We start from the raw sequence: 19,874 nt of genomic DNA, 5'->3' as shown, positions 1-19,874 counted from the left end.
GCCTCCACGGCCAGACGTCGCACGAGGAAAGGCAAGAAGCCGAGTGATCGCCCCCTTCAGCATCCCGAGTCCCGGCCCCGAGTGGCGTGCCCTCGAAATCCCCGTGCCGTGGGGTGTGCTCACCATCCAGACCTACGCGCTCTGCATCCTCGTGGGCATCGTCCTCGCGGTCATCATCACGTCGCGCCGCCTGACCAAGCGCGGCGCCGAACCGGGTGTCGTGCTCGACATCGCCCTCTGGGCAGTGCCGCTCGGCATCATCGGCGCGCGCCTGTACCACGTGTTCACGCACCCCGATGACTACTTCTTCGAGGGCGCCAATGTCTGGAATCCCTTCCAGCCGGGTGCCATCTGGAACATCTGGGAGGGCGGCAACGCCATCTACGGCGCGCTCATCGGCGGCGCGATCGGTGTCATCATCGGCTGCAGGTTCACCGGACTGCGCTTCTGGTCGTTCGCCGACGCGCTCGCACCGGGCCTGCTGGTCGCCCAGGCCGTCGGCCGGCTCGGCAACTGGTTCAACCACGAACTGTTCGGCTCGCCGACCGACCTGCCGTGGGGTCTCGAGATCCCGTCCGACAACCCCGCGTTCCCGGCCGGTCTCGCCGACGGCACGCTGTTCCACCCCACGTTCCTCTACGAGCTGATCTGGAACCTCGCCGGGGCGGCGGTGATCGTGCTGCTCGAGCGCAGGGTGAACCTGCGGTGGGGCAAGGCCTTCGCCGTGTACCTCATCTGGTACGGGCTGGGCCGCTCCTACTTCGAGTCCATCCGACTCGACCCGAGCGAGATGTTCCTCGGCATCCGGGTCAATGTCTGGGCCTCCTTCGCCGCGGTCGTGCTCGGCATCGTGATCTACCTCGTCCAGCGTCGCCGGCACACCGGCGACGAGCCGAGCCCCTACGTTCCCGGACGTGAATGGAAGGAACCCGGCGCTGAGGTAGAATCGGACGAAATCGAGTCCGACTCCGACTCTCTCGACGATGGCGTCGAGGGCGAGAACGATCCCCAGGGCGAGACGGCGGCCACAAGCCCGAGCCGTCCCACCTCCTCAGCGAGGTAGCCCCACCGAGTTCTCCGAAGCTGCGCCGCACCACGCGCTGCGACATACCCTTGAAGGGCCGACGACGTCCCCCGCTGCAAACTAGTTGATGAGGACGGTCTCCATGTCGCTCACCCCACCCTTCGCGAGGTTCGGTTCGGTTCCGCCTGCCCAGGGCATGTACGACCCCGGCGCCGAGAAGGACGCCTGCGGCCTGGCGATGGTCGCGACGCTGCGGGGCACGGCGGGGCACGACATCATCACCGCAGCGCTCGACGCGCTGCGGAACCTCGAGCACCGGGGCGCGGTCGGCTCCGACGCGGGTACCGGTGACGGCGCCGGGATCATCACGCAGATCCCCGACGGCTTCCTCCGTGCGGTCACGACCTTCCCGCTGCCAGCGGCCGGTTCGTACGCCGTCGGCAATGCGTTCCTCCCGATCGACCCCACGACACGCAGTTCGGTCAAGCGCAAGCTCGCCGAGCTGGCGGCCGCAGAGGGCCTCGAGGTCCTCGGCTGGCGCGAGGTGCCCGTGCGCCCCGACGAGCTCGGTACGCTCGCACGCGCGGCGATGCCCGTCGTGCAGCAGCTCTTCGTGCAGTCGTCGGCGACGACGTCGATCGGCGATCGGGTGGCGGGCATCGCACTCGACCGCCTCGCCTTCCGTCTGCGCAAGCGCGCCGAACGCGAACTCGAGCTGTACTTCGCGTCGCTGTCGTGCCGCACGATGGTCTACAAGGGCATGGTCACGACGCTGCAGCTCGAGCCGTTCTACCCCGACCTCTCCGACGAGCGATTCGCGTCGAAGCTGGCGCTCGTGCACTCGCGGTACTCGACGAACACCTTCCCGTCGTGGCCGCTGGCACAGCCCTTCCGCATGATCGCCCACAACGGTGAGATCAACACGATCCAGGGCAACCGCAACTGGATGCGGGCACGACAGTCGCAGCTCGATTCCGACGTGCTCGGCGACCTGGCGCCGATCCTGCCGATCGTCACGCCGGGGGCCAGCGACTCGGCGTCCTTCGACGAGGTCGTCGAACTGCTCACCCTCGCCGGCCGCAGCCTGCCGCACGCCATCATGATGATGGTTCCCGAGGCGTGGGAGAACCAGACCGAGATCACGCCTGAACGGCGGGCGTTCTACGAGTACCACTCGATGCTCATGGAGCCATGGGACGGCCCGGCCGCGATCGTCTTCACCGACGGCTCGCTCGTCGGCGCCACGCTCGACCGCAACGGGCTGCGACCGGGCCGGTACGTCGTCACCGACGACGGGCTCGTCGTGCTCGCGAGCGAGATCGGCGTGCTCGACATCGAGCAGAGCCGCATCGTTCGCAAGGGCAGGCTGCAGCCCGGCCGCATGTTCCTCGTCGACACCGAGGCGGGCCGCCTGATCGAAGACGACGAGATCAAGGCCGACCTCGCCGCGGCGGAGCCGTGGGGCGACTGGCTCGACGAGGGTCGAATCCGACTGTCCGACCTACCCGAGCGCGAGCACATCGTGCACCCGCCGGCGTCGGTCAACCGTCGCCAGCGCACGTTCGGCTATACCGAGGAAGAGGTGAAGATCCTGCTCGCGCCCATGGCGCGCACCGGTGCCGAGCCCCTCGGCGCCATGGGATCCGACACCCCGATCGCGGTGCTGTCGAAGCGCCCGCGCCTGCTCTTCGACTACTTCACGCAGCAGTTCGCCCAGGTGACGAATCCGCCGCTCGACTCGATCCGCGAGGCGGTCGTCACGTCGCTCGGCACCTCGCTCGGGCCCGAACGCAACCTCTTGAGCGCGGGCCCCGAGCACGCTCGGCAGGTCTCGCTCTCGTTCCCGGTGATCGACAACGACGAACTCGCGAAGATCGTCCACATCGACCCGTCGCCCGGGCGTCGCACCGCGGTGACGATCCGCGGCCTCTATCGCTTCGATGAAGGACCGAACGCGATGCGCGATCGGCTCGCGGCGATGTGCGCCGAGGTCGACGAGGCCATCGACGAGGGCGCCGCCTTCATCGTGCTGAGCGACCGCGATTCCAACAAGGACCTGGCGCCCATTCCCTCGCTCCTCATGCTCTCGGCGGTGCATCACCACCTGATCCGCGCCGAGAATCGCATGAAGGTCGGCCTCGTCGTCGAAGCCGGCGACGTGCGCGAGGTGCACCACGTCGCGCTTCTGGTCGGGTACGGGGCATCCGCCGTGAACCCGTACCTCGCGATGGAGACGTGCGAAGACCTGGTGCGGTCGGGTGTCATCACGGGCGTCACGCCCGAAGAAGCCGTGCACAACGTCATCAAGGCGCTCGGCAAGGGCGTGCTGAAGATCATGTCGAAGATGGGCGTGTCGACGATCTCGTCGTACGCGGGCGCGCAGGCCTTCGAGGCGATCGGGCTCGCCGACGAGTTCATCGACGGCTACTTCACGGGCACGACCTCGAAGCTCGGCGGCGTCGGCCTCGACGTCATCGCGGCAGAGAACCTCGACCGTCACTCGGTCGCCTACCCCGAGGATGCCGCCGTGCGCGCGCACGAACGCCTCGCCACGGGCGGCGAGTACCAGTGGCGCCGCGACGGTTCGCCGCACCTGTTCAACCCCGAGACGGTGTTCCGCCTGCAGCACTCGACGCGCAACCGTCGATACGACGTGTTCCGCGAGTACACGTCGCTCGTCGACTCGCAGGCCGAAGAGCTGCTCACGCTGCGCGGCATGTTCGCGCTGCGCACCGGAACGCGAGCGCCGGTCCCGCTCGACGAGGTCGAGTCGGTCGAATCCATCGTCACGCGCTTCTCGACCGGTGCGATGAGCTATGGGTCGATCTCGGAGGAGGCCCACGAGTCGCTCGCGATCGCGATGAACCGCCTCGGCGCGAAGTCGAACACCGGTGAGGGCGGAGAGAACCTCGACCGGCTGCTCGACCCCCAGCGTCGCAGCGCGATCAAGCAGGTCGCATCGGGTCGGTTCGGCGTGACGAGCATGTACCTCACGCACGCCGACGACATCCAGATCAAGCTCGCCCAGGGCGCGAAGCCGGGCGAGGGCGGCCAGCTGCCGCCGACGAAGGTGTACCCATGGGTCGCGCGCACACGCCATGCGACCGCGGGCGTCGGGCTGATCTCGCCGCCGCCGCACCACGACATCTACTCGATCGAAGACCTCAAGCAGCTCATCTTCGACCTCAAGCGGGCGAACCCCAAGGCACGCGTGCACGTCAAGCTCGTGAGCCAGTCGGGCATCGGAGCCGTCGCTGCCGGCACCGCGAAGGCGCTCGCCGACGTGATCCTCGTCTCGGGGCACGACGGCGGCACGGGCGCGAGCCCCCTGAACTCGCTGAAACACGCGGGCACGCCGTGGGAGCTCGGCCTCGCCGAGACGCAGCAGACGCTCATGCTGAACGGCATGCGCGATCGCGTCGTGGTGCAGGTCGACGGGCAGTTGAAGACCGGTCGGGATGTCGTCATCGGGGCGCTGCTCGGCGCCGAGGAGTTCGGCTTCGCGACCGCGCCGCTCGTCGTGCAGGGCTGCGTGATGATGCGTGTGTGCCACCTCGACACCTGCCCGGTGGGGGTCGCCACGCAGAACCCCGAGTTGCGCAAGCGCTTCTCCGGAAAGCCGGAGTTCGTCGTGAACTTCTTCGAGTTCATCGCCCAAGAGGTACGCGAGTACCTCGCCGAACTCGGCTATCGCTCGCTCGACGAGATCATCGGACGCCGCGAGCTGCTCGATGTCGACCGCGCCGTCGACCACTGGAAGGCGTCGGGTCTCGACCTCACGCCGGTGCTCCTCGGCCCCGACTTCTCGGAGTCCGACCCGCGTCGCAACACGCGTTCGCAGGATCACGAGCTCGAGCAGCACTTCGACAACGAGCTCATCCGTCGGTCGAGTCTGGTGCTCGACGAGGGCGGCACGGTCGAGATCGCCCTCCCGATCAGGAACACCGAGCGTGCCGTCGGCACGATGCTCGGGCACGAGGTCACCCTGCGTCGCGGCGAGCACGGCCTGCCCAGCGGCTCGATCGACATCACGCTCTCGGGCTCCGCCGGGCAGTCGCTCGGCGCGTTCCTGCCGAGCGGCATCACCCTGCGACTCGAGGGAGACTCGAACGACTACGTCGGCAAGGGCCTCTCGGGCGGCCAGATCGTGGTTCGTCCTTCGCCCGACAGCGGCTTCGCCGCCGAGCGCAATGTCATCGCCGGCAACGTCATCGGCTACGGCGCGACCCGTGGCAGCATGTACATCCGCGGCATCGTGGGCGAGCGGTTCCTCGTGCGCAACTCGGGTGCGACCGCCGTCGTCGAGGGCGTGGGCGACCACGCGCTCGAGTACATGACGGGCGGACTCGCGCTCATCCTCGGCGAGACCGGGCGCAACCTGGGCGCAGGCATGTCGGGCGGAACCGCCTACGTGCTCGGTCTGCGCGAGGGTCGCATGAACCGCGAATCGCTGACGAGCGGCGAGCTCGAACTCCTTCCGCTCGGCAGCGCCGATCGCGAGATCGTGCGCGACCTGCTCGTGCAGCACCGAGCCGAGACCGGCTCCACGGTCGCCGCCGCGCTCCTCGACGAGGGCGACGCCGCGTTCGACCGCTTCACCAAGGTGCTGCCGCGCGATTACGCCGCAGTGCTGCGTACCCGCCAGAGTGCGGTCGACGAGGGGCTCGACCCCGACGGCGACGTGGTCTGGGGAAGAATTCTGGAGGTGACGAATGGCTGAGACCTCTCAGAGACTGGGTCAGGCTGTGCGCACGAACTGCGTGGAGGTGACGAATGGCTGACCCGAAGGGCTTTCTGAAGGTCACCGAACGCGAGCTGCCCAAGCGCAGGCCCGTTCCGGTGCGCATCATGGACTGGAAAGAGGTCTATGAGCAGGGCGACCCCGCGCAGCTGCGCCGTCAGGCGGGTCGCTGCATGGACTGCGGCATCCCGTTCTGTCATCAGGGGTGCCCGCTCGGCAACCTGATCCCCGAGTGGAACGACCTCATGTACCGGGGCGAGGGCCGCGCGGCAATCGAGCGACTGCACGCGACGAACAACTTCCCCGAATTCACCGGCCGTCTCTGCCCGGCGCCGTGCGAGTCCGCGTGCGTGCTCGGCATCAACCAGCCCGCCGTCACGATCAAGCAGGTCGAGGTCTCGATCATCGACCAGGCGTTCGGCAACGGCTGGGTGCAGCCGCAGCCGCCAGGGCGGCTCACGGGCAAGACCGTCGCGGTCGTCGGCTCGGGGCCCGCGGGGCTCGCCGCCGCCCAGCAGTTGACCCGAGCCGGCCACACCGTGGCCGTGTACGAGCGTGACGACCGCATCGGCGGCCTGCTCCGCTACGGCATCCCCGACTTCAAGATGGAGAAGAAGCACCTCGACCTGCGCCTCGCGCAGATGACCGCTGAGGGCACCCGCTTCAGGGCGGGCGTCGACATCGGCGTCGACATCACGTGGGAGCAGTTGCGCGAGCGATACGACGCGGTCGTCGTCGCCACAGGCGCCCTCGTGCCGCGCGACCTGCCGGTCCCCGGGCGCGACCTGCCCGGCGTGCACTTCGCCATGGAGTACCTCACCCAATCGAACCGGCACCTCGCCGGCGACCAGGTGTTCGACCAGATCACGGCCGAGGGCAAGCACGTCGTCGTCCTCGGCGGCGGCGACACCGGTGCCGACTGCATCGGCACCGCCCACCGGCAGGGGGCCCTCTCGGTCACGAATCTCGCCATCGGCAGGCAGCCGGGCGAGGCGCGACCCGAGCACCAGCCGTGGCCGATGCATCCGACCGTCTTCGAGGTGCAGAGCGCCCACGAAGAGGGCGGCCAGCGGCAGTACCTCGCGTCCACCGTCGAGTTCCTCGCGAACGAGGCGGGCGAGGTCCGCGCCATCCGCGTCGCCGAGACCGAGTACCTCGACGGCCGCCGCGTGCCGAAGGCCGGCACCGAGCGCGAAATCCCCGCCGACCTCGTGCTGCTCGCCCTCGGTTTCACCGGCCCCGAGACGCGAACGCTCGACGAGCAGTTGCAGCTCACGGTCACCGACCGCGGCAACCTCGCTCGCGAGGCCGACTATGCGACCGGCCAGCCGGGTGTCTTCATCGCCGGCGATGCGGGCCGCGGCCAGTCGCTCATCGTCTGGGCGATCGCAGAGGGCCGTGCTGCGGCATCCGCCGTCGACCGGTACCTTGAAGGTGACACCTCGCTGCCGAGCCCCATCGAGGCGACGGCCCGCGCGATCTCCATCTGACCCGACGCGCCGAGCGGCGCGCCTTTCGACCATCACGAGCGCTTCGGCGCGGAACACCGGGAGCACAACCACATGAGACGAGCGAAGATCGTCGCCACCCTCGGGCCGGCGACATCGAGCTACGAACAGATCCGGGCGATCATCGATGCGGGCGTCGACGTCGCCCGCATGAACCTCAGCCACGGCACCTATGACGTGCACGAGGGCGTCTACCAGAACGTGCGCAAGGCGGCGAGCGACTCGGGTCGTGCGGTGGCCGTGCTGGTCGACCTGCAGGGACCGAAGATCCGGTTGGGCAAGTTCGAGAACGGCCCCCACGAACTCGCCGAGGGCGACATCTTCAAGATTACGACCGAAGAGATCCTCGGCACGAAGGAGATCGTCGGCACGACCTTCAAGGGCCTCCCGCACGACGTCAAGCCGGGCGACTTCCTGCTGATCGACGACGGCAAGGTGCGCGTCGAGGTCGTCGAGACCGATGGCGTCGTCGTCACGACGCGCGTCGTCGTCGCCGGCCCGGTGTCGAACAACAAGGGCATCAATCTGCCGGGTGTCGCAGTCAACGTACCCGCGCTCTCCGCGAAGGACGAAGCCGATCTGCGTTGGGGCCTCGAGCTCGGCGCCGACCTCATCGCCCTGTCGTTCGTGCGCAACGCCGCCGACATCACCCGGGTGCACGAGATCATGGACGAGGTCGGCCGACGCGTTCCGGTCGTCGCGAAGATCGAGAAGCCGCAGGCCGTCGATGCGCTCGACGAGATCACCGAGGCGTTCGACGCGATCATGGTCGCGCGCGGCGACCTCGGCGTCGAGCTGCCGCTCGAGGCGGTGCCCATCGTGCAGAAGCGCGCGGTCGAGGTGGCCCGCCGGCTCGCGAAGCCGGTCATCGTCGCCACGCAGATGCTCGAGTCGATGATCCACAGCCCGGTTCCCACGCGGGCCGAGACGTCCGATGTCGCGAACGCCGTGCTCGACGGCGCTGACGCGGTCATGCTCTCGGGTGAGACGAGCGTGGGGGAGTACCCCGTCGTCACCGTCGAGACCATGGCGCGCATCGTCGAGTCGACCGAGCAGCACGGGCTCGACCGCATCCTGCCGCTCGGCACGAAGCCGCGCACGCAGGCGGGCGCGATCACGCTGGCCGCCGTCGAGGTGGCCGACTTCGTCGAGGCGAAGTACCTGTGCGTCTTCACCGAGACCGGCGAGACGGTTCGACGGATGTCCCGCATCCGCTCGGTCATCCCGATCCTCGCCTTCACGCCCGACCCGGCCATCCGCCGCCGCATGGCGCTGAACTGGGGCGTCGAGTCCTTCATCGTCGAGCGCGTGACGCACACCGACCAGATGGTCGGCCAGGTCGACGATGTGCTCGCCAAGACCGGAAAGGCCGTGAAGGGCGAGAAGGTCGTCATCATCTCGGGTTCCCCTCCCGGCATCCCCGGCACCACCAACGACGTGCGCGTGCACGTCGTGGGCGAGGTGCTCTAGCTCACGCTTCGAAGGGAGTCGGCCCGGCGGGCCGGCTCCCTTCGGCGTGTCCGGCGTGCGGCATCCGTCGTTCGGCCCGAACGCGTCGACGGGATGGCGAACGGGCGCGATTCGGAGGAGCATGTGACTGCGAGCCGTCGACGCTCCGGCGTCGGACGCGGATCGGAGGATGACGATGTCGACGAAGCCGAGCACGTCGGGTGCATCACGACGCCGTGGGCGACGCACTCCCCGACGACCCGCCTCGAGCCTGGCCGAGCGATGGACCGAGATCGACGGCGTCGACGTCTTCTATCGCGAATCGCCCGAACCGCCTGACGCTCCGGCGATGATGCACGTCCACGGATTCGGGCTCTCGGGCAGGTACCTGCTGCCGACGGCAGCGCGGCTGGCCGACGACTTCCACACGCTGGTTCCCGACTTGCCGGGCTTCGGGCGCAGCGGCAAGGTCGCCGATGCGCTCGACGTTCCCGACCTCGCGCACGCGGCCGCGAGGTTCCTCGACGACCGGGGGGTCGAGCGGGCCACCCTCGTCGGCAACTCGATGGGATGTCCCGTCATCACGGAGTTCGCGTACCACCATCCCGACCGCATCGACCGCGCCGTCCTCGTCTCACCGGCGGGCGGCATCTACAACCAGCCGCTCCGACGCGCGATGGCGCAGATCAGTCGCGACGGCACGCGCGAACCGCCGCGGCTGATGGGCGTGGTGACCCCCGACTACCTGCGATTCGGTGTCTCGAGCACGGTCCGCATGTTCCGCGCGCTCACGCAGTACCCCGCACTCGAGCGACTGCTCGGGCTGCAGATCCCGACCCTCGTCGTGCTGGGCGACCGGGACCCGCTGATGCCCGGGCCGTCACGCGTGCAGGAGGTCGCGAGCCAGACCGACACGCACGTGCTCGTCGTCAGGATCGAGGGCGCCGCGCACGCGATCAACTTCAGTCACTCGGGGGAGCTCGCCCACATCATCCGGCTGTTCATGGCCGATCAGCCGATCGTCGACGACCCGAGCGAGCCCGGGCACGCCCGTCTGTACGAGATCCACCGGGGCGTGCACCACCCGCCCACGCGGGGCGCATAGCGAACACCGGTGCCGGTGGTGGGGGTCGAACCCACACGCCCTTTCGGGCAAAGCATTTTGAGTGCTCCGCGTCTGCCATTCCGCCACACCGGCCAGAGGCCTCGCCCAGAATACCGTAGGCTTTCACCCGTGACAGACACCGAATCTACCCAGCCGGCACCGCGCCGCGTCGTCGTGGCCGAAGATGAGTCGCTCATCCGCCTCGACATCGTCGAGATCCTGCGCGACAACGGCTTCGAGGTCGTCGGCGAAGCAGGTGACGGCGAGACCGCGGTCGCGCTCGCAACCGAGCTTCGGCCCGACCTCGTCATCATGGACGTCAAGATGCCCCAGCTCGACGGCATCTCCGCGGCCGAGCGACTCTCGAAGGGCCACATCGCCCCCGTCGTACTGCTCACGGCGTTCAGCCAGAAGGAGCTCGTCGAGCGGGCGACCGAGGCCGGCGCGCTGGCGTACGTCGTGAAGCCGTTCACGCCCAACGACCTGCTCCCCGCGATCGAGATCGCCCTCGCGCGCTACGCGCAGATCATCGCCCTCGAGGCCGAGGTCGGCGATCTCGTCGAGCGCTTCGAGACGCGCAAGCTCGTCGACCGGGCCAAGGGGCTGCTCAACGAGAAGATGGGCCTGTCCGAGCCCGAGGCGTTCCGCTGGATCCAGAAGGCCTCGATGGACCGCCGCCTCACCATGAAAGACGTCTCGCAGGCGATCATCGAGCAGCTCGCTCAGAAGAAGTGACCGATCGGCCCGCTCGCGCGGGTCGACACACCGGCGATGAATTCGGATGCCGCGACGAGACCTCTCGTCGCGGCATCCGTCGTTCGCACACCCCGGCGTACGCGTCGCCGACTCGGTCGTCCCCGGGCGTCGAGGAGTGTCGGCGGCCGCTTGTAGTCTTGTCGGGTGTCGGACGCAGATAAGCCAACCCTCCTCGTGATCGACGGCCATTCACTGGCCTTTCGCGCCTTCTACGCCCTCCCCGTCGACAGCTTCTCGACGCGCGACGGGCAGCACACGAACGCGATCCACGGGTTCCTCTCGATGCTGCTGCTGCTGCTCGCCAACGAGAAGCCGACGCACCTCGCGGTCGCATTCGACATGTCGCGCCAGTCCTTCCGCACGCGCGAGTACGCCGAGTACAAGGGCAATCGAGGCGAGACTCCGGCCGAGTTCAAGGGGCAGGTCCCGCTTCTCCAGGATGCGCTGCAGGCCATGGGCATTCGCACGATCGAGAAAGAGGACTTCGAGGCCGACGACATCCTCGCGACCCTCGCCGCGAGGGGCGTCGATGAGGGGTATCGGGTGCTCCTCGTCTCGGGCGACCGCGACACCATCCAGCTCGTCAATGACGACGTGACCCTGTTGTACCCGAACACCCAGGGCGTCTCGCAGCTCAAGCGCTACGACACGGCTGCCGTCATCGAGCGCTACGGCATCCGCCCCGAGCAGTATCCCGACGTTGCCGCCCTCGTCGGCGAGGCCAGCGACAACCTTCCCGGCATCACGAAGGTCGGTGAGAAGACCGCGGTCAAGTGGCTCGGCCTCTACGGCGATCTCGAGGGCGTCCTCGCCCACGCGGACGAGATCAAGGGCGTCGCCGGCCAGAACCTGCGCGACCAGCGCGAGAACGCCGAGCGCAACCGACGGCTCAACCGTCTCGTGCCAGACGTGCCGATCGATGTCGTGATCGCCGACCTCGCCGCGAAGCCGGTCGACGTCGAGTCGGTCCGTCCGCTTTTCGAACGGCTCGAGTTCCGCACGCTCCTCGAGCGTCTGACCAAGCTCGCCGCGGGTGAATCCAACGGCAACGGCGTGACCGCAGCCGCGCCGGTCGAAACCGTCGCGACCGAGGTCGTGCCCGTTCCCGATGCACCGGTTTCGCGTGCGTTGGTCGGCGATGAGCTGGGGGGCTGGCTCGAACGCGCCGCCGCGGCCGAGCCCGCCGGTCTGGGCCTCAGCCTCGACGTGCTCGACGGTCAGGTGATCGGGGCGGGAATCGCGACGGCCGACGAGTCGGTGCGGGTTCCGTGGCAGGCGGGTCGACCCGAATACGCACCCTTCGAGGCATGGCTCGCCAGCGACGCCCCGAAGATCGTCTCCGACGCCAAGGGGCAACTGAAGGCGCTGACGAGGTCTGGCCTGGCGTTCGCCGGTCTCGTGCTCGACCCACTCGTGGCCGGATGGCTCGTGCGCCCGGCGCTGCAAGAGAAGTCGCTCGCCGACCTCGTCTCATTCCACCTCGGCGAGACCGTTCCCGAGAGCGACCCGTCGCTGCTCGTCCCCGAAGAGGGCAGCGACGCCGGCGCACCCGAATACGCCTGGTACTCGGTGCGCCTTGCGCCCGTCGTGCTGCGGGCGCTGTCCGAGAACTCGCGTCGGCTCCTCGCCGAGGTCGAGATGCCGTTGCTCCCGGTGCTCGCCGCCATGGAGCTGCGCGGCGTCACGGTCGACCACCCCGAGCTCTCGGCGCTCTCGTCCGAGCTCGGCGACCGAGCCGCCGGGTTGGCGCAGCTGGCGTACGCCGAGATCGGACGCGAGGTCAACCTCGGTTCGCCGAAGCAGCTGCAGGAAGTGTTGTTCGACCAGCTCGGCATGCCGAAGACCCGTGCCACGAAGACGGGCTATACGACCGATGCGAGTGCGCTGGCCGACCTGCAGGATTCCAACCCGCACCCCTTCCTCGGCTATCTGCTCGAACACCGCGACGCGACGAAGCTCCGCCAGATCGTCGAGTCGCTCGACAAGGCGATCGGTTCCGACGGACGCATCCACACGACCTATGGACAGGTCGGCGCCGCGACCGGTCGCATGTCGTCCAACGATCCGAATCTGCAGAACATCCCGATCCGCACGGCCGAGGGTCGGCGCATCCGCAAGGCGTTCCGGCATGGTCCCGAGTTCGTCGAGTTGCTGACCGCCGACTACTCGCAGATCGAGATGCGCATCATGGCGCACCTCTCCGGCGACCCGGGGCTCATCGAGGCGTTCAATGCGGGTGAAGACCTGCACCGCTTCGTCGGAGCGCGGGTGTTCTCGGTCGACCCGGCCGACGTCACGCCGCTCATGCGCACGAAGGTCAAGGCGATGTCCTATGGCCTCGCCTACGGCCTCAGCGCATTCGGGCTCTCGAAGCAGCTGCGCATCGAGCGTGCCGAGGCGCAGCAGCTCATGCGCGAGTACTTCGAGCGGTTCGGTGCCGTTCGCGACTACCTGCGCGGCGTCGTCGAACAGGCGAAGGTCGACGGCTACACCGAGACCATCTTCGGCCGTCGACGTCCGTTCCCCGATCTGAACAGCCCCAATCGCGTGCTTCGCGAGAACGCCGAACGGGCCGCGTTGAACTCGCCCATCCAAGGCTCGGCCGCAGATGTCATGAAGATCGCGATGGTCGGGGTCGAATCCGAAATCGCCGCGCAGGGGCTCGGCAGCCGAATGCTGCTCACCGTGCACGACGAGCTCATCTTCGAGGTCGCCCACGGTGAGTCCGAGTCGCTCGAGGCGATCGTGCGCGACCGCATGGCGAGCGCGGCCGACCTCCTCGTACCCCTCGATGTCGAGATCGGGCGCGGTGCGAACTGGGAGGACGCCGCGCACTGAGTCCCGGCCGCGGCCGTGCCATGCCGCGGTCATCTCGTCGCGGTGCCTGCCGAATCGACGCGCCGCGGCGCTGACCTGCGCAGTGTCGGCGGGCTGCCATATGCTCGCACCTATGTCTTCGAGTGCACGCACCCCGTCCGACGTCGATCGAATCGCCGAGGGGTGGGTCGACACGCTCGTCGTGCTGAACCCGGGCATCGGCACGTACATCGGCCGCACCTCCGAAGACGAGCGCCTCGCCGACTATTCGCCGGCCGGGCACGAGCGCATGGTCGCGGCGACGCGTGAGGCACTCGCCGCGCTTCGTGGCGCCACACCCGTCGACGACATCGACCGCATCACGATCGCCGATCTCGGCAGTGAGCTCGAACTCGAACTCGAGCAGCACGACGCCGGCCTCCACCTGCGCGACCTCAACGTCATCGCCAGCCCGGCACAAGAGATCCGCGAGGTGTTCGACCTCATGCCCACCGACGACCCTGCCGAGTGGGAACGCATCGCCACGCGCCTGCACGCGGTGCCCCGAGCGATCGACGGCTACGTCGAGACCCTGCGCGAGGGCGTGGGTCAGGGAATCGTCCCGGCAGTACGCCAGGTGCGCGAGGTCGCGACGCAGGTGCGCAAGCATGCGCGACCCGATGGGTTCTTCGGCAGCTTCACGGGGTCGGCGAAGGCGGGCGACGCCGAACTCCCCGAGCCGCTCAAGCGGCACCTCGGCGCGGGAGCGGTCGAGGCCTCGGCGGCCTACGGCCGGCTCGCCGACTTCCTCGAAGCCGAGCTCCAGCCCGCTGCCCGCGATCAGGATGCGGTCGGGCGCGACATCTACGCACTGCAGTCGCGGCACTTCCTCGGTGCCGCGATCGACCTCGACGAGACCTACGAGTGGGGCGTCGACGAGCTCGCGCGCATGGTCGCCGAGCAGGAGTCCATCGCGAACGAGATCAAGCCCGGGGCATCCGTCGCCGAGGCGATCGCCCTGCTCGACGCCGACCCGAGCCGCAAGCTTCACGGAACCGACGCCCTGCAGCGGTGGATGCAGGAGACGAGCGACCGCGCGGTCGCCGAACTCGCCGGAACCAAGTTCGACATCCCCGCCGAGATCCGCACGCTCGAGTGCATGATCGCGCCCACGCAAGAGGGCGGCATCTACTACACCGGGCCGAGCGACGACTTCTCGCGCCCCGGGCGCATGTGGTGGTCGGTGCCCGAGGGCGTCACCGAGTTCGACACGTGGCGCGAACTCACCACCGTCTACCACGAGGGCGTCCCGGGCCACCACCTGCAGATCGGGCAGGCGGTCGTCAACCGGGGGCAGCTCAACACCTGGCGCCGCCAGCTCGCCGGAACGTCGGGTCATGCCGAGGGCTGGGCGCTCTACGCCGAACGGCTCATGCAGTCGCTCGGGTACCTCGACGATCCTGCCGATCGCCTCGGCATGCTCGACGGCCAGCGCATGCGCGCCGCCCGGGTGGTGCTCGACATCGGCGTGCACCTCGGCAAGCAGCGACCCGACGGCAATGGCATCTGGACCGGCGACTACGCGTTCGAGTTCCTCGCCCAGAACGTCAACATGAACGCGGGCTTCGTGCACTTCGAGGTCAATCGGTACCTCGGCTGGCCGGGCCAGGCGCCGTCGTACAAGGTGGGGCAGCGCATCTGGGAGCAGCTGCGCGACGAGTTCGCGCGCCGCGAGGGCGCGTCGTTCGACATCCGCGAGTTCCACCGCCGGGCGCTGGGTCTCGGCGGGGTCGGGCTCGACACGCTCAGATCGGCGCTCCTCGGCTGAGTCGGGCGACCCCTGAACACCGGCAACCGGCGCGGTTGCTCGTGGGCGAACGATTCCGTTAGGATGGAGCGTCACTCGTGTGACATCCCTGTCCGCATGCCCATCGCGGAATCACGACAAACGCTCTCCCGCGCGATGGGCTCGATTTTGTCCTTTACGGAGCATTCACTACATGACAACCGCAACGACCAAGGCGCCCAAGCAGGTCGCAATCAACGACATCGGATCTGCTGACGATTTCCTCGCCGCGGTCGAGAAGACTTTGAAGTTCTTCAACGACGGCGACCTCATCGAGGGTACCGTCGTGAAGATCGACCGCGACGAGGTCCTCCTCGACGTCGGCTACAAGACCGAGGGTGTCATCCCCTCGCGCGAGCTTTCCATCAAGCACGACGTCGACCCCAGCGAGGTCGTCGGCGTCGGCGACACGGTCGAAGCCCTGGTTCTCCAGAAGGAGGACAAGGAAGGCCGCCTCATCCTGTCGAAGAAGCGTGCGCAGTACGAGCGCGCGTGGGGCGACGTGGAGAAGATCAAGGAAGCCGATGGCGTCGTGACCGGTTCGGTCATCGAGGTCGTCAAGGGCGGCCTGATCGTCGACATCGGCCTCCGCGGCTTCCTCCCGGCGTCGCTCATCGAGCTCCGCCGCGTGCGCGACCTCACGCCGTACCTCGGCCAGGAGATCGAGGCGAAGATCCTCGAGCTCGACAAGAACCGCAACAACGTCGTGCTCTCGCGCCGCGCGCTCCTCGAGCAGACGCAGTCCGAGTCGCGTTCGACGTTCCTCGCGAACCTCCACCCGGGCCAGATCCGCAAGGGCGTCATCTCGTCGATCGTCAACTTCGGTGCGTTCGTCGACCTCGGTGGCGTCGACGGTCTCGTCCACGTCTCCGAGCTCTCGTGGAAGCACATCGAGCACGCCAGCGAGGTCGTCGAGGTCGGCCAGGAGGTCACCGTCGAGGTGCTCTCCGTCGAGCTCGACCGCGAGCGCGTCTCGCTGTCGCTCAAGGCGACGCAGGAAGACCCGTGGCAGGTCTTCGCCCGCACCCACGCGATCGGCCAGGTCGCACCGGGCAAGGTCACGAAGCTCGTTCCGTTCGGTGCGTTCGTTCGCGTCGCCGACGGCATCGAGGGCCTCGTGCACATCTCCGAGCTGTCGGGCAAGCACGTCGAGCTCGCCGAGCAGGTCGTGTCGGTCGGCGAAGAGGTCTTCGTCAAGGTCATCGACATCGACCTCGAGCGTCGCCGCATCTCGCTCTCGCTCAAGCAGGCGAACGAGGGCGTCGACCCCGAGGGCACCGAGTTCGACCCGGCGCTCTACGGCATGCTCACCGAGTACGACGAGCAGGGCAACTACAAGTACCCCGAGGGCTTCGACCCCGAGACCAACGAGTGGCGTGAGGGCTTCGAGGCCCAGCGCGAGAAGTGGGAGCAGGACTACGCTGCCGCCCAGGCTCGTTGGGAGGCCCACAAGAAGCAGGTCGCCGCGGCGAACGCTGCTGCTGTGGCCGACGACTCGTTCGCCTCGGCGGGTGCTTCGTACTCGAGCGACACCGCCGGCGCGGGCACCCTCGCCGACGACGCGTCGCTCGCGGCACTGCGCGAGAAGCTCTCGAGCAACTGATTCGTCGCGATCCGCGATACCGAAGGCCGGTTCCCGTCAGGGAGCCGGCCTTCGGGCTTTCCCGGGGCATTCGAGTCGCCGCCGCGCGATCAGCAGGCGGTCGACGGATGCTCCGTGCTCCCGGTTCTTCGCGACTTCCGCCTGCGCACCAGTAGGATCACGGCGATCGCGATGAGCACGATGCCGAGGATCACGAGCACGGGAGCGAGGATCGCCGTGAGTATGCGGCGCCTCCGTCCAGCGGGTCGAGTGTCCCACGATTAGAGTGGGGCTGTGTATCTCATCGGTCTGACGGGCGGCATCGCCTCTGGAAAGTCCACTGTCGCGCGGCGCCTCGTCGAGCATGGGGCGGTGCACCTCGACGCCGACCGTCTCGCCCGACGCGTGGTGGAGCCCGGCACGCCGGCCCTCGCGGCGATCGTCGAGGCGTTCGGCGCCGAATTCCTGCGCGCCGACGGCACCCTCGATCGTGAGAAGCTCGGCAAGCGCATCTTCGGCGACGATGCCGCGCGGGCTAGGCTCAACGCCATCGTCCACCCCGCCGTCCGCGAGCTCTCGGGTCGCCTCATCGCCAAGGCCGAGGCCGAAGACCCGTCGGCGGTCGTCGTCTACGATGTGCCGCTGCTCGTCGAGGCATCCGTCGACCACCCGTTCGACCTCATCGTCGTGACCAATGCACCTCGCCGCACGCAGGTGAAGCGACTCGTCGAGGAGCGCGGTCTCGACGCGTTGCAGGCGGAGGCTCGGGTCGACGCACAAGTCGACAACACGGCGCGGCTCGCGATCGCCGATGTCGTCATCGACACCGACGACACACTCGCTCACACCATGAGCCAGGCCGACGCGCTCTGGGCGCGCATCGTCGAGGAGCGCAGCCGGGCCTAGTGTCGGTGGCCGCTCCTAGACTTGAAGGATGCAGGCCACTCGTTCAGTCCGTCCTTTCGAGGTCATCAGCGACTACCGCCCGAGCGGCGATCAGCCGCAGGCGATCGCCGAACTCGCCGGGCGCATCAACGCGGGCGAGACCGATGTCGTGCTGCTCGGCGCCACCGGCACCGGAAAGTCGGCCACGACCGCCTGGCTCATCGAGCAGGTGCAACGTCCGACGCTCGTGCTCGCGCACAACAAGACGCTCGCAGCGCAGCTCGCGAACGAGTTCCGCGAGCTGCTGCCCAACAATGCCGTCGAGTACTTCGTCTCGTACTACGACTACTACCAGCCCGAGGCCTATGTGCCGCAGACCGACACCTTCATCGAGAAGGACTCGTCGATCAACACCGAGGTCGAACGGCTGCGACACTCGACCACGAACTCGCTGCTGAGTCGGCGCGACGTCGTCGTCGTCTCGTCGGTCTCGTGCATCTACGGCCTCGGCACGCCCGAAGAGTATCTCGGCGCGATGATGCCGCTCCAGGTGGGTCAGCGGGTCGACCGCGACTGGCTCATCCGCAAGTTCGTCTCGATGCAGTACCAGCGCAACGACGTCGACTTCTCGAGGGGCACGTTCCGGGTGCGTGGCGACACCATCGAGATCATCCCGATCTACGAAGAACTCGCGATCCGCATAGAGATGTTCGGCGACGAGATCGAAGCGCTCTACAGTCTGCATCCGCTCACGGGCCAGGTGGTCGCCAAGCTCGACTCGGTGCCGGTCTTTCCGGGTTCCCACTACGTGGCGAGCACCGAGGTGATGCAGCGGGCCATCGGCACGATCCGCATCGAGCTCGAAGAACGGCTCGCCGAGCTCGAGCGCGAGGGCAAACTGCTCGAGGCGCAGCGGCTGCGCATGCGAACCACGTTCGACCTCGAGATGATGGAGCAGATCGGGTTCTGCTCGGGTATCGAGAACTACTCGCGCCATATCGACGGCCGGCAGGCGGGCGAGGCGCCGCACTGCCTGCTCGATTACTTCGCCGACGACTTCCTCGTCGTGATCGACGAGTCGCATGTCACGGTGCCGCAGATCGGTGCGATGTACGAGGGAGACTCGTCGCGCAAGCGCACGCTCGTCGAGCACGGGTTCCGATTGCCGAGCGCGCTCGACAATCGCCCCCTCAAGTGGGACGAGTTCAAGAACCGGATCGGGCAGACCGTGTACCTCTCGGCAACGCCGGGTCGCTACGAGATGGGCATCGCCGACGGCGTGGTCGAGCAGATCATCCGGCCCACGGGGCTCGTCGACCCGCAGATCGTCGTCAAGCCCTCGAAGGGGCAGATCGACGATCTGCTCGAAGAGATCCGCATCCGCGCCGAGCGCGACGAGCGTGTGCTCGTCACCACCCTCACGAAGAAGATGGCCGAAGAGCTCACCGACTTCCTCACCGAGGCCGGCGTGCGAGTGCGCTACCTGCACTCCGACGTCGACACCCTGCGCCGAGTCGAGTTGCTCACCGAACTGCGGGCCGGGGTATACGACGTGCTCGTCGGCATCAACCTGCTGCGCGAGGGCCTCGACCTGCCCGAAGTCTCGCTCGTTGCGATCCTCGATGCCGACAAAGAGGGGTTCCTGCGCTCGTCGACCTCGCTCATCCAGACCATCGGGCGAGCCGCACGCAACGTCTCTGGTGAGGTGCACATGTACGCTGATGTGCTCACCGACTCGATGAAGTCCGCGATCGACGAGACGACGCGCCGCCGCGAGAAGCAGGTCGAGTACAACACCGTCAACGGCATCGACCCGCAACCGCTGCGCAAGCGCATCGCCGACATCACCGAGGTGCTCGCGCGCGAAGAGGCCGACACCGCGCGGCTGCTCGCCGGCCGCGACGATCGCAAGCGAGCGCCGGTGCCCAACCTGCGACGCGAGGGCATCGCCGCCGAAGGAGCCAACGACCTCGAAGAACTCATCCGCGACCTCAACGGGCAGATGCTCGAGGCGGCGGGCGAGCTGAAGTTCGAGCTCGCTGCACGCCTGCGTGACGAGGTCTCAGAGCTCAAGCGCGAGCTCCGGCAGATGGAGAAGGCCGGCCATCTCGGGTAGCAATCGAACGTATGTTCGCTGACAGCAGGTGCCGTACCGGCTTCGATGTCGGTGGGCCTCTTTAGA

General features: G+C 68.1%; 12 protein-coding genes and 1 tRNA gene. 11 read left to right on the top strand and 2 right to left on the bottom strand.

Annotation, left to right across the window (positions count from 1 at the left end; translation table 11 throughout):
• The first annotated feature begins 43 nt into the window (after positions 1–43).
• The 5 genes from lgt (at position 44) to LSF15_RS04100 (ending at position 9,827) form a co-directional block, all read left to right on the top strand.
• On the top strand, positions 44–1,063 hold the full coding sequence (lgt, locus tag LSF15_RS04120; RefSeq protein ID WP_232497254.1) for a prolipoprotein diacylglyceryl transferase: 1,020 nt from the start codon (positions 44–46) through the stop codon (positions 1,061–1,063).
• Between the two features lie 103 nt (positions 1,064–1,166).
• Positions 1,167–5,744 (top strand): glutamate synthase large subunit, encoded by a 4,578-nt coding sequence (gene gltB, locus LSF15_RS04115; protein ID WP_232497253.1) that lies wholly within the window; start codon positions 1,167–1,169, stop codon positions 5,742–5,744.
• A gap of 53 nt (positions 5,745–5,797) precedes the next feature.
• Positions 5,798–7,255 carry a glutamate synthase subunit beta gene (locus LSF15_RS04110; protein WP_232497252.1) on the top strand — a complete coding sequence of 486 codons (1,458 nt, stop codon included), beginning with the start codon at positions 5,798–5,800 and terminating at the stop codon, positions 7,253–7,255.
• 72 nt (positions 7,256–7,327) lie between these two features.
• Complete coding sequence (pyk, locus tag LSF15_RS04105) at positions 7,328–8,743, top strand: pyruvate kinase (protein WP_232497251.1); 1,416 nt, start codon at positions 7,328–7,330, stop codon at positions 8,741–8,743.
• Between the two features lie 175 nt (positions 8,744–8,918).
• A complete protein-coding gene (locus tag LSF15_RS04100; protein WP_232497250.1) occupies positions 8,919–9,827 on the top strand; it encodes an alpha/beta fold hydrolase in 909 nt (302 codons plus the stop codon).
• Positions 9,828–9,837: 10 nt separating this feature from the next.
• On the opposite strand, the gene LSF15_RS04095 is transcribed toward LSF15_RS04100, so the two are convergent.
• Positions 9,838–9,920: transfer RNA gene (locus LSF15_RS04095), tRNA-Leu, on the bottom strand.
• A gap of 36 nt (positions 9,921–9,956) precedes the next feature.
• Between LSF15_RS04095 and LSF15_RS04090 the strand changes: the two genes are divergently transcribed.
• The 4 genes from LSF15_RS04090 to rpsA all read left to right on the top strand — a co-directional run bounded on the left by LSF15_RS04090 (position 9,957) and on the right by rpsA (position 16,828).
• Complete coding sequence (locus tag LSF15_RS04090) at positions 9,957–10,562, top strand: ANTAR domain-containing response regulator (RefSeq protein WP_231046740.1); 606 nt, start codon at positions 9,957–9,959, stop codon at positions 10,560–10,562.
• 165 nt (positions 10,563–10,727) lie between these two features.
• Positions 10,728–13,421 (top strand): DNA polymerase I, encoded by a 2,694-nt coding sequence (polA, locus tag LSF15_RS04085; protein WP_232497249.1) that lies wholly within the window; start codon positions 10,728–10,730, stop codon positions 13,419–13,421.
• Between the two features lie 112 nt (positions 13,422–13,533).
• Complete coding sequence (locus LSF15_RS04080; RefSeq protein ID WP_232497248.1) at positions 13,534–15,207, top strand: DUF885 domain-containing protein; 1,674 nt, start codon at positions 13,534–13,536, stop codon at positions 15,205–15,207.
• 172 nt (positions 15,208–15,379) lie between these two features.
• On the top strand, positions 15,380–16,828 hold the full coding sequence (rpsA, locus tag LSF15_RS04075; RefSeq protein ID WP_232497247.1) for a 30S ribosomal protein S1: 1,449 nt from the start codon (positions 15,380–15,382) through the stop codon (positions 16,826–16,828).
• 89 nt (positions 16,829–16,917) lie between these two features.
• Here the strand turns inward: rpsA and LSF15_RS19165 are convergent, their stop codons facing one another.
• Positions 16,918–17,022 carry an LPXTG cell wall anchor domain-containing protein gene (locus LSF15_RS19165; protein WP_372459918.1) on the bottom strand — a complete coding sequence of 35 codons (105 nt, stop codon included), beginning with the start codon at positions 17,020–17,022 and terminating at the stop codon, positions 16,918–16,920.
• Between the two features lie 79 nt (positions 17,023–17,101).
• Between LSF15_RS19165 and coaE the strand changes: the two genes are divergently transcribed.
• Positions 17,102–17,713 carry a dephospho-CoA kinase gene (gene coaE / locus LSF15_RS04070; RefSeq protein WP_232497246.1) on the top strand — a complete coding sequence of 204 codons (612 nt, stop codon included), beginning with the start codon at positions 17,102–17,104 and terminating at the stop codon, positions 17,711–17,713.
• 28 nt (positions 17,714–17,741) lie between these two features.
• Positions 17,742–19,808, top strand: coding sequence for an excinuclease ABC subunit UvrB (gene uvrB / locus LSF15_RS04065; RefSeq protein ID WP_232497245.1), 2,067 nt, complete (start codon positions 17,742–17,744; stop codon positions 19,806–19,808).
• Positions 19,809–19,874: the final 66 nt, after the last annotated feature.

The sequence above is a fragment of the Agromyces humatus genome (genome assembly GCF_021228295.1).
Classification (GTDB): domain Bacteria; phylum Actinomycetota; class Actinomycetes; order Actinomycetales; family Microbacteriaceae; genus Agromyces; species Agromyces humatus.
Note: the sequence above shows the minus strand (reverse complement) of the source record. Positions and strands in the feature narration are given on the sequence as shown.

Bases quoted from the DNA above. Each gene is read 5' to 3' on its own strand.
- gltB (WP_232497253.1), top strand. From the start codon at position 1,167: ATGTCGCTCACCCCACCCTTCGCGAGGTTCGGTTCGGTTCCGCCTGCC.
- LSF15_RS04110 (WP_232497252.1), top strand. From the start codon at position 5,798: ATGGCTGACCCGAAGGGCTTTCTGAAGGTCACCGAACGCGAGCTGCCC.
- pyk (WP_232497251.1), top strand. From the start codon at position 7,328: ATGAGACGAGCGAAGATCGTCGCCACCCTCGGGCCGGCGACATCGAGC.
- LSF15_RS04100 (WP_232497250.1), top strand. From the start codon at position 8,919: ATGTCGACGAAGCCGAGCACGTCGGGTGCATCACGACGCCGTGGGCGA.
- LSF15_RS04080 (WP_232497248.1), top strand. From the start codon at position 13,534: ATGTCTTCGAGTGCACGCACCCCGTCCGACGTCGATCGAATCGCCGAG.
- rpsA (WP_232497247.1), top strand. From the start codon at position 15,380: ATGACAACCGCAACGACCAAGGCGCCCAAGCAGGTCGCAATCAACGAC.
- uvrB (WP_232497245.1), top strand. From the start codon at position 17,742: ATGCAGGCCACTCGTTCAGTCCGTCCTTTCGAGGTCATCAGCGACTAC.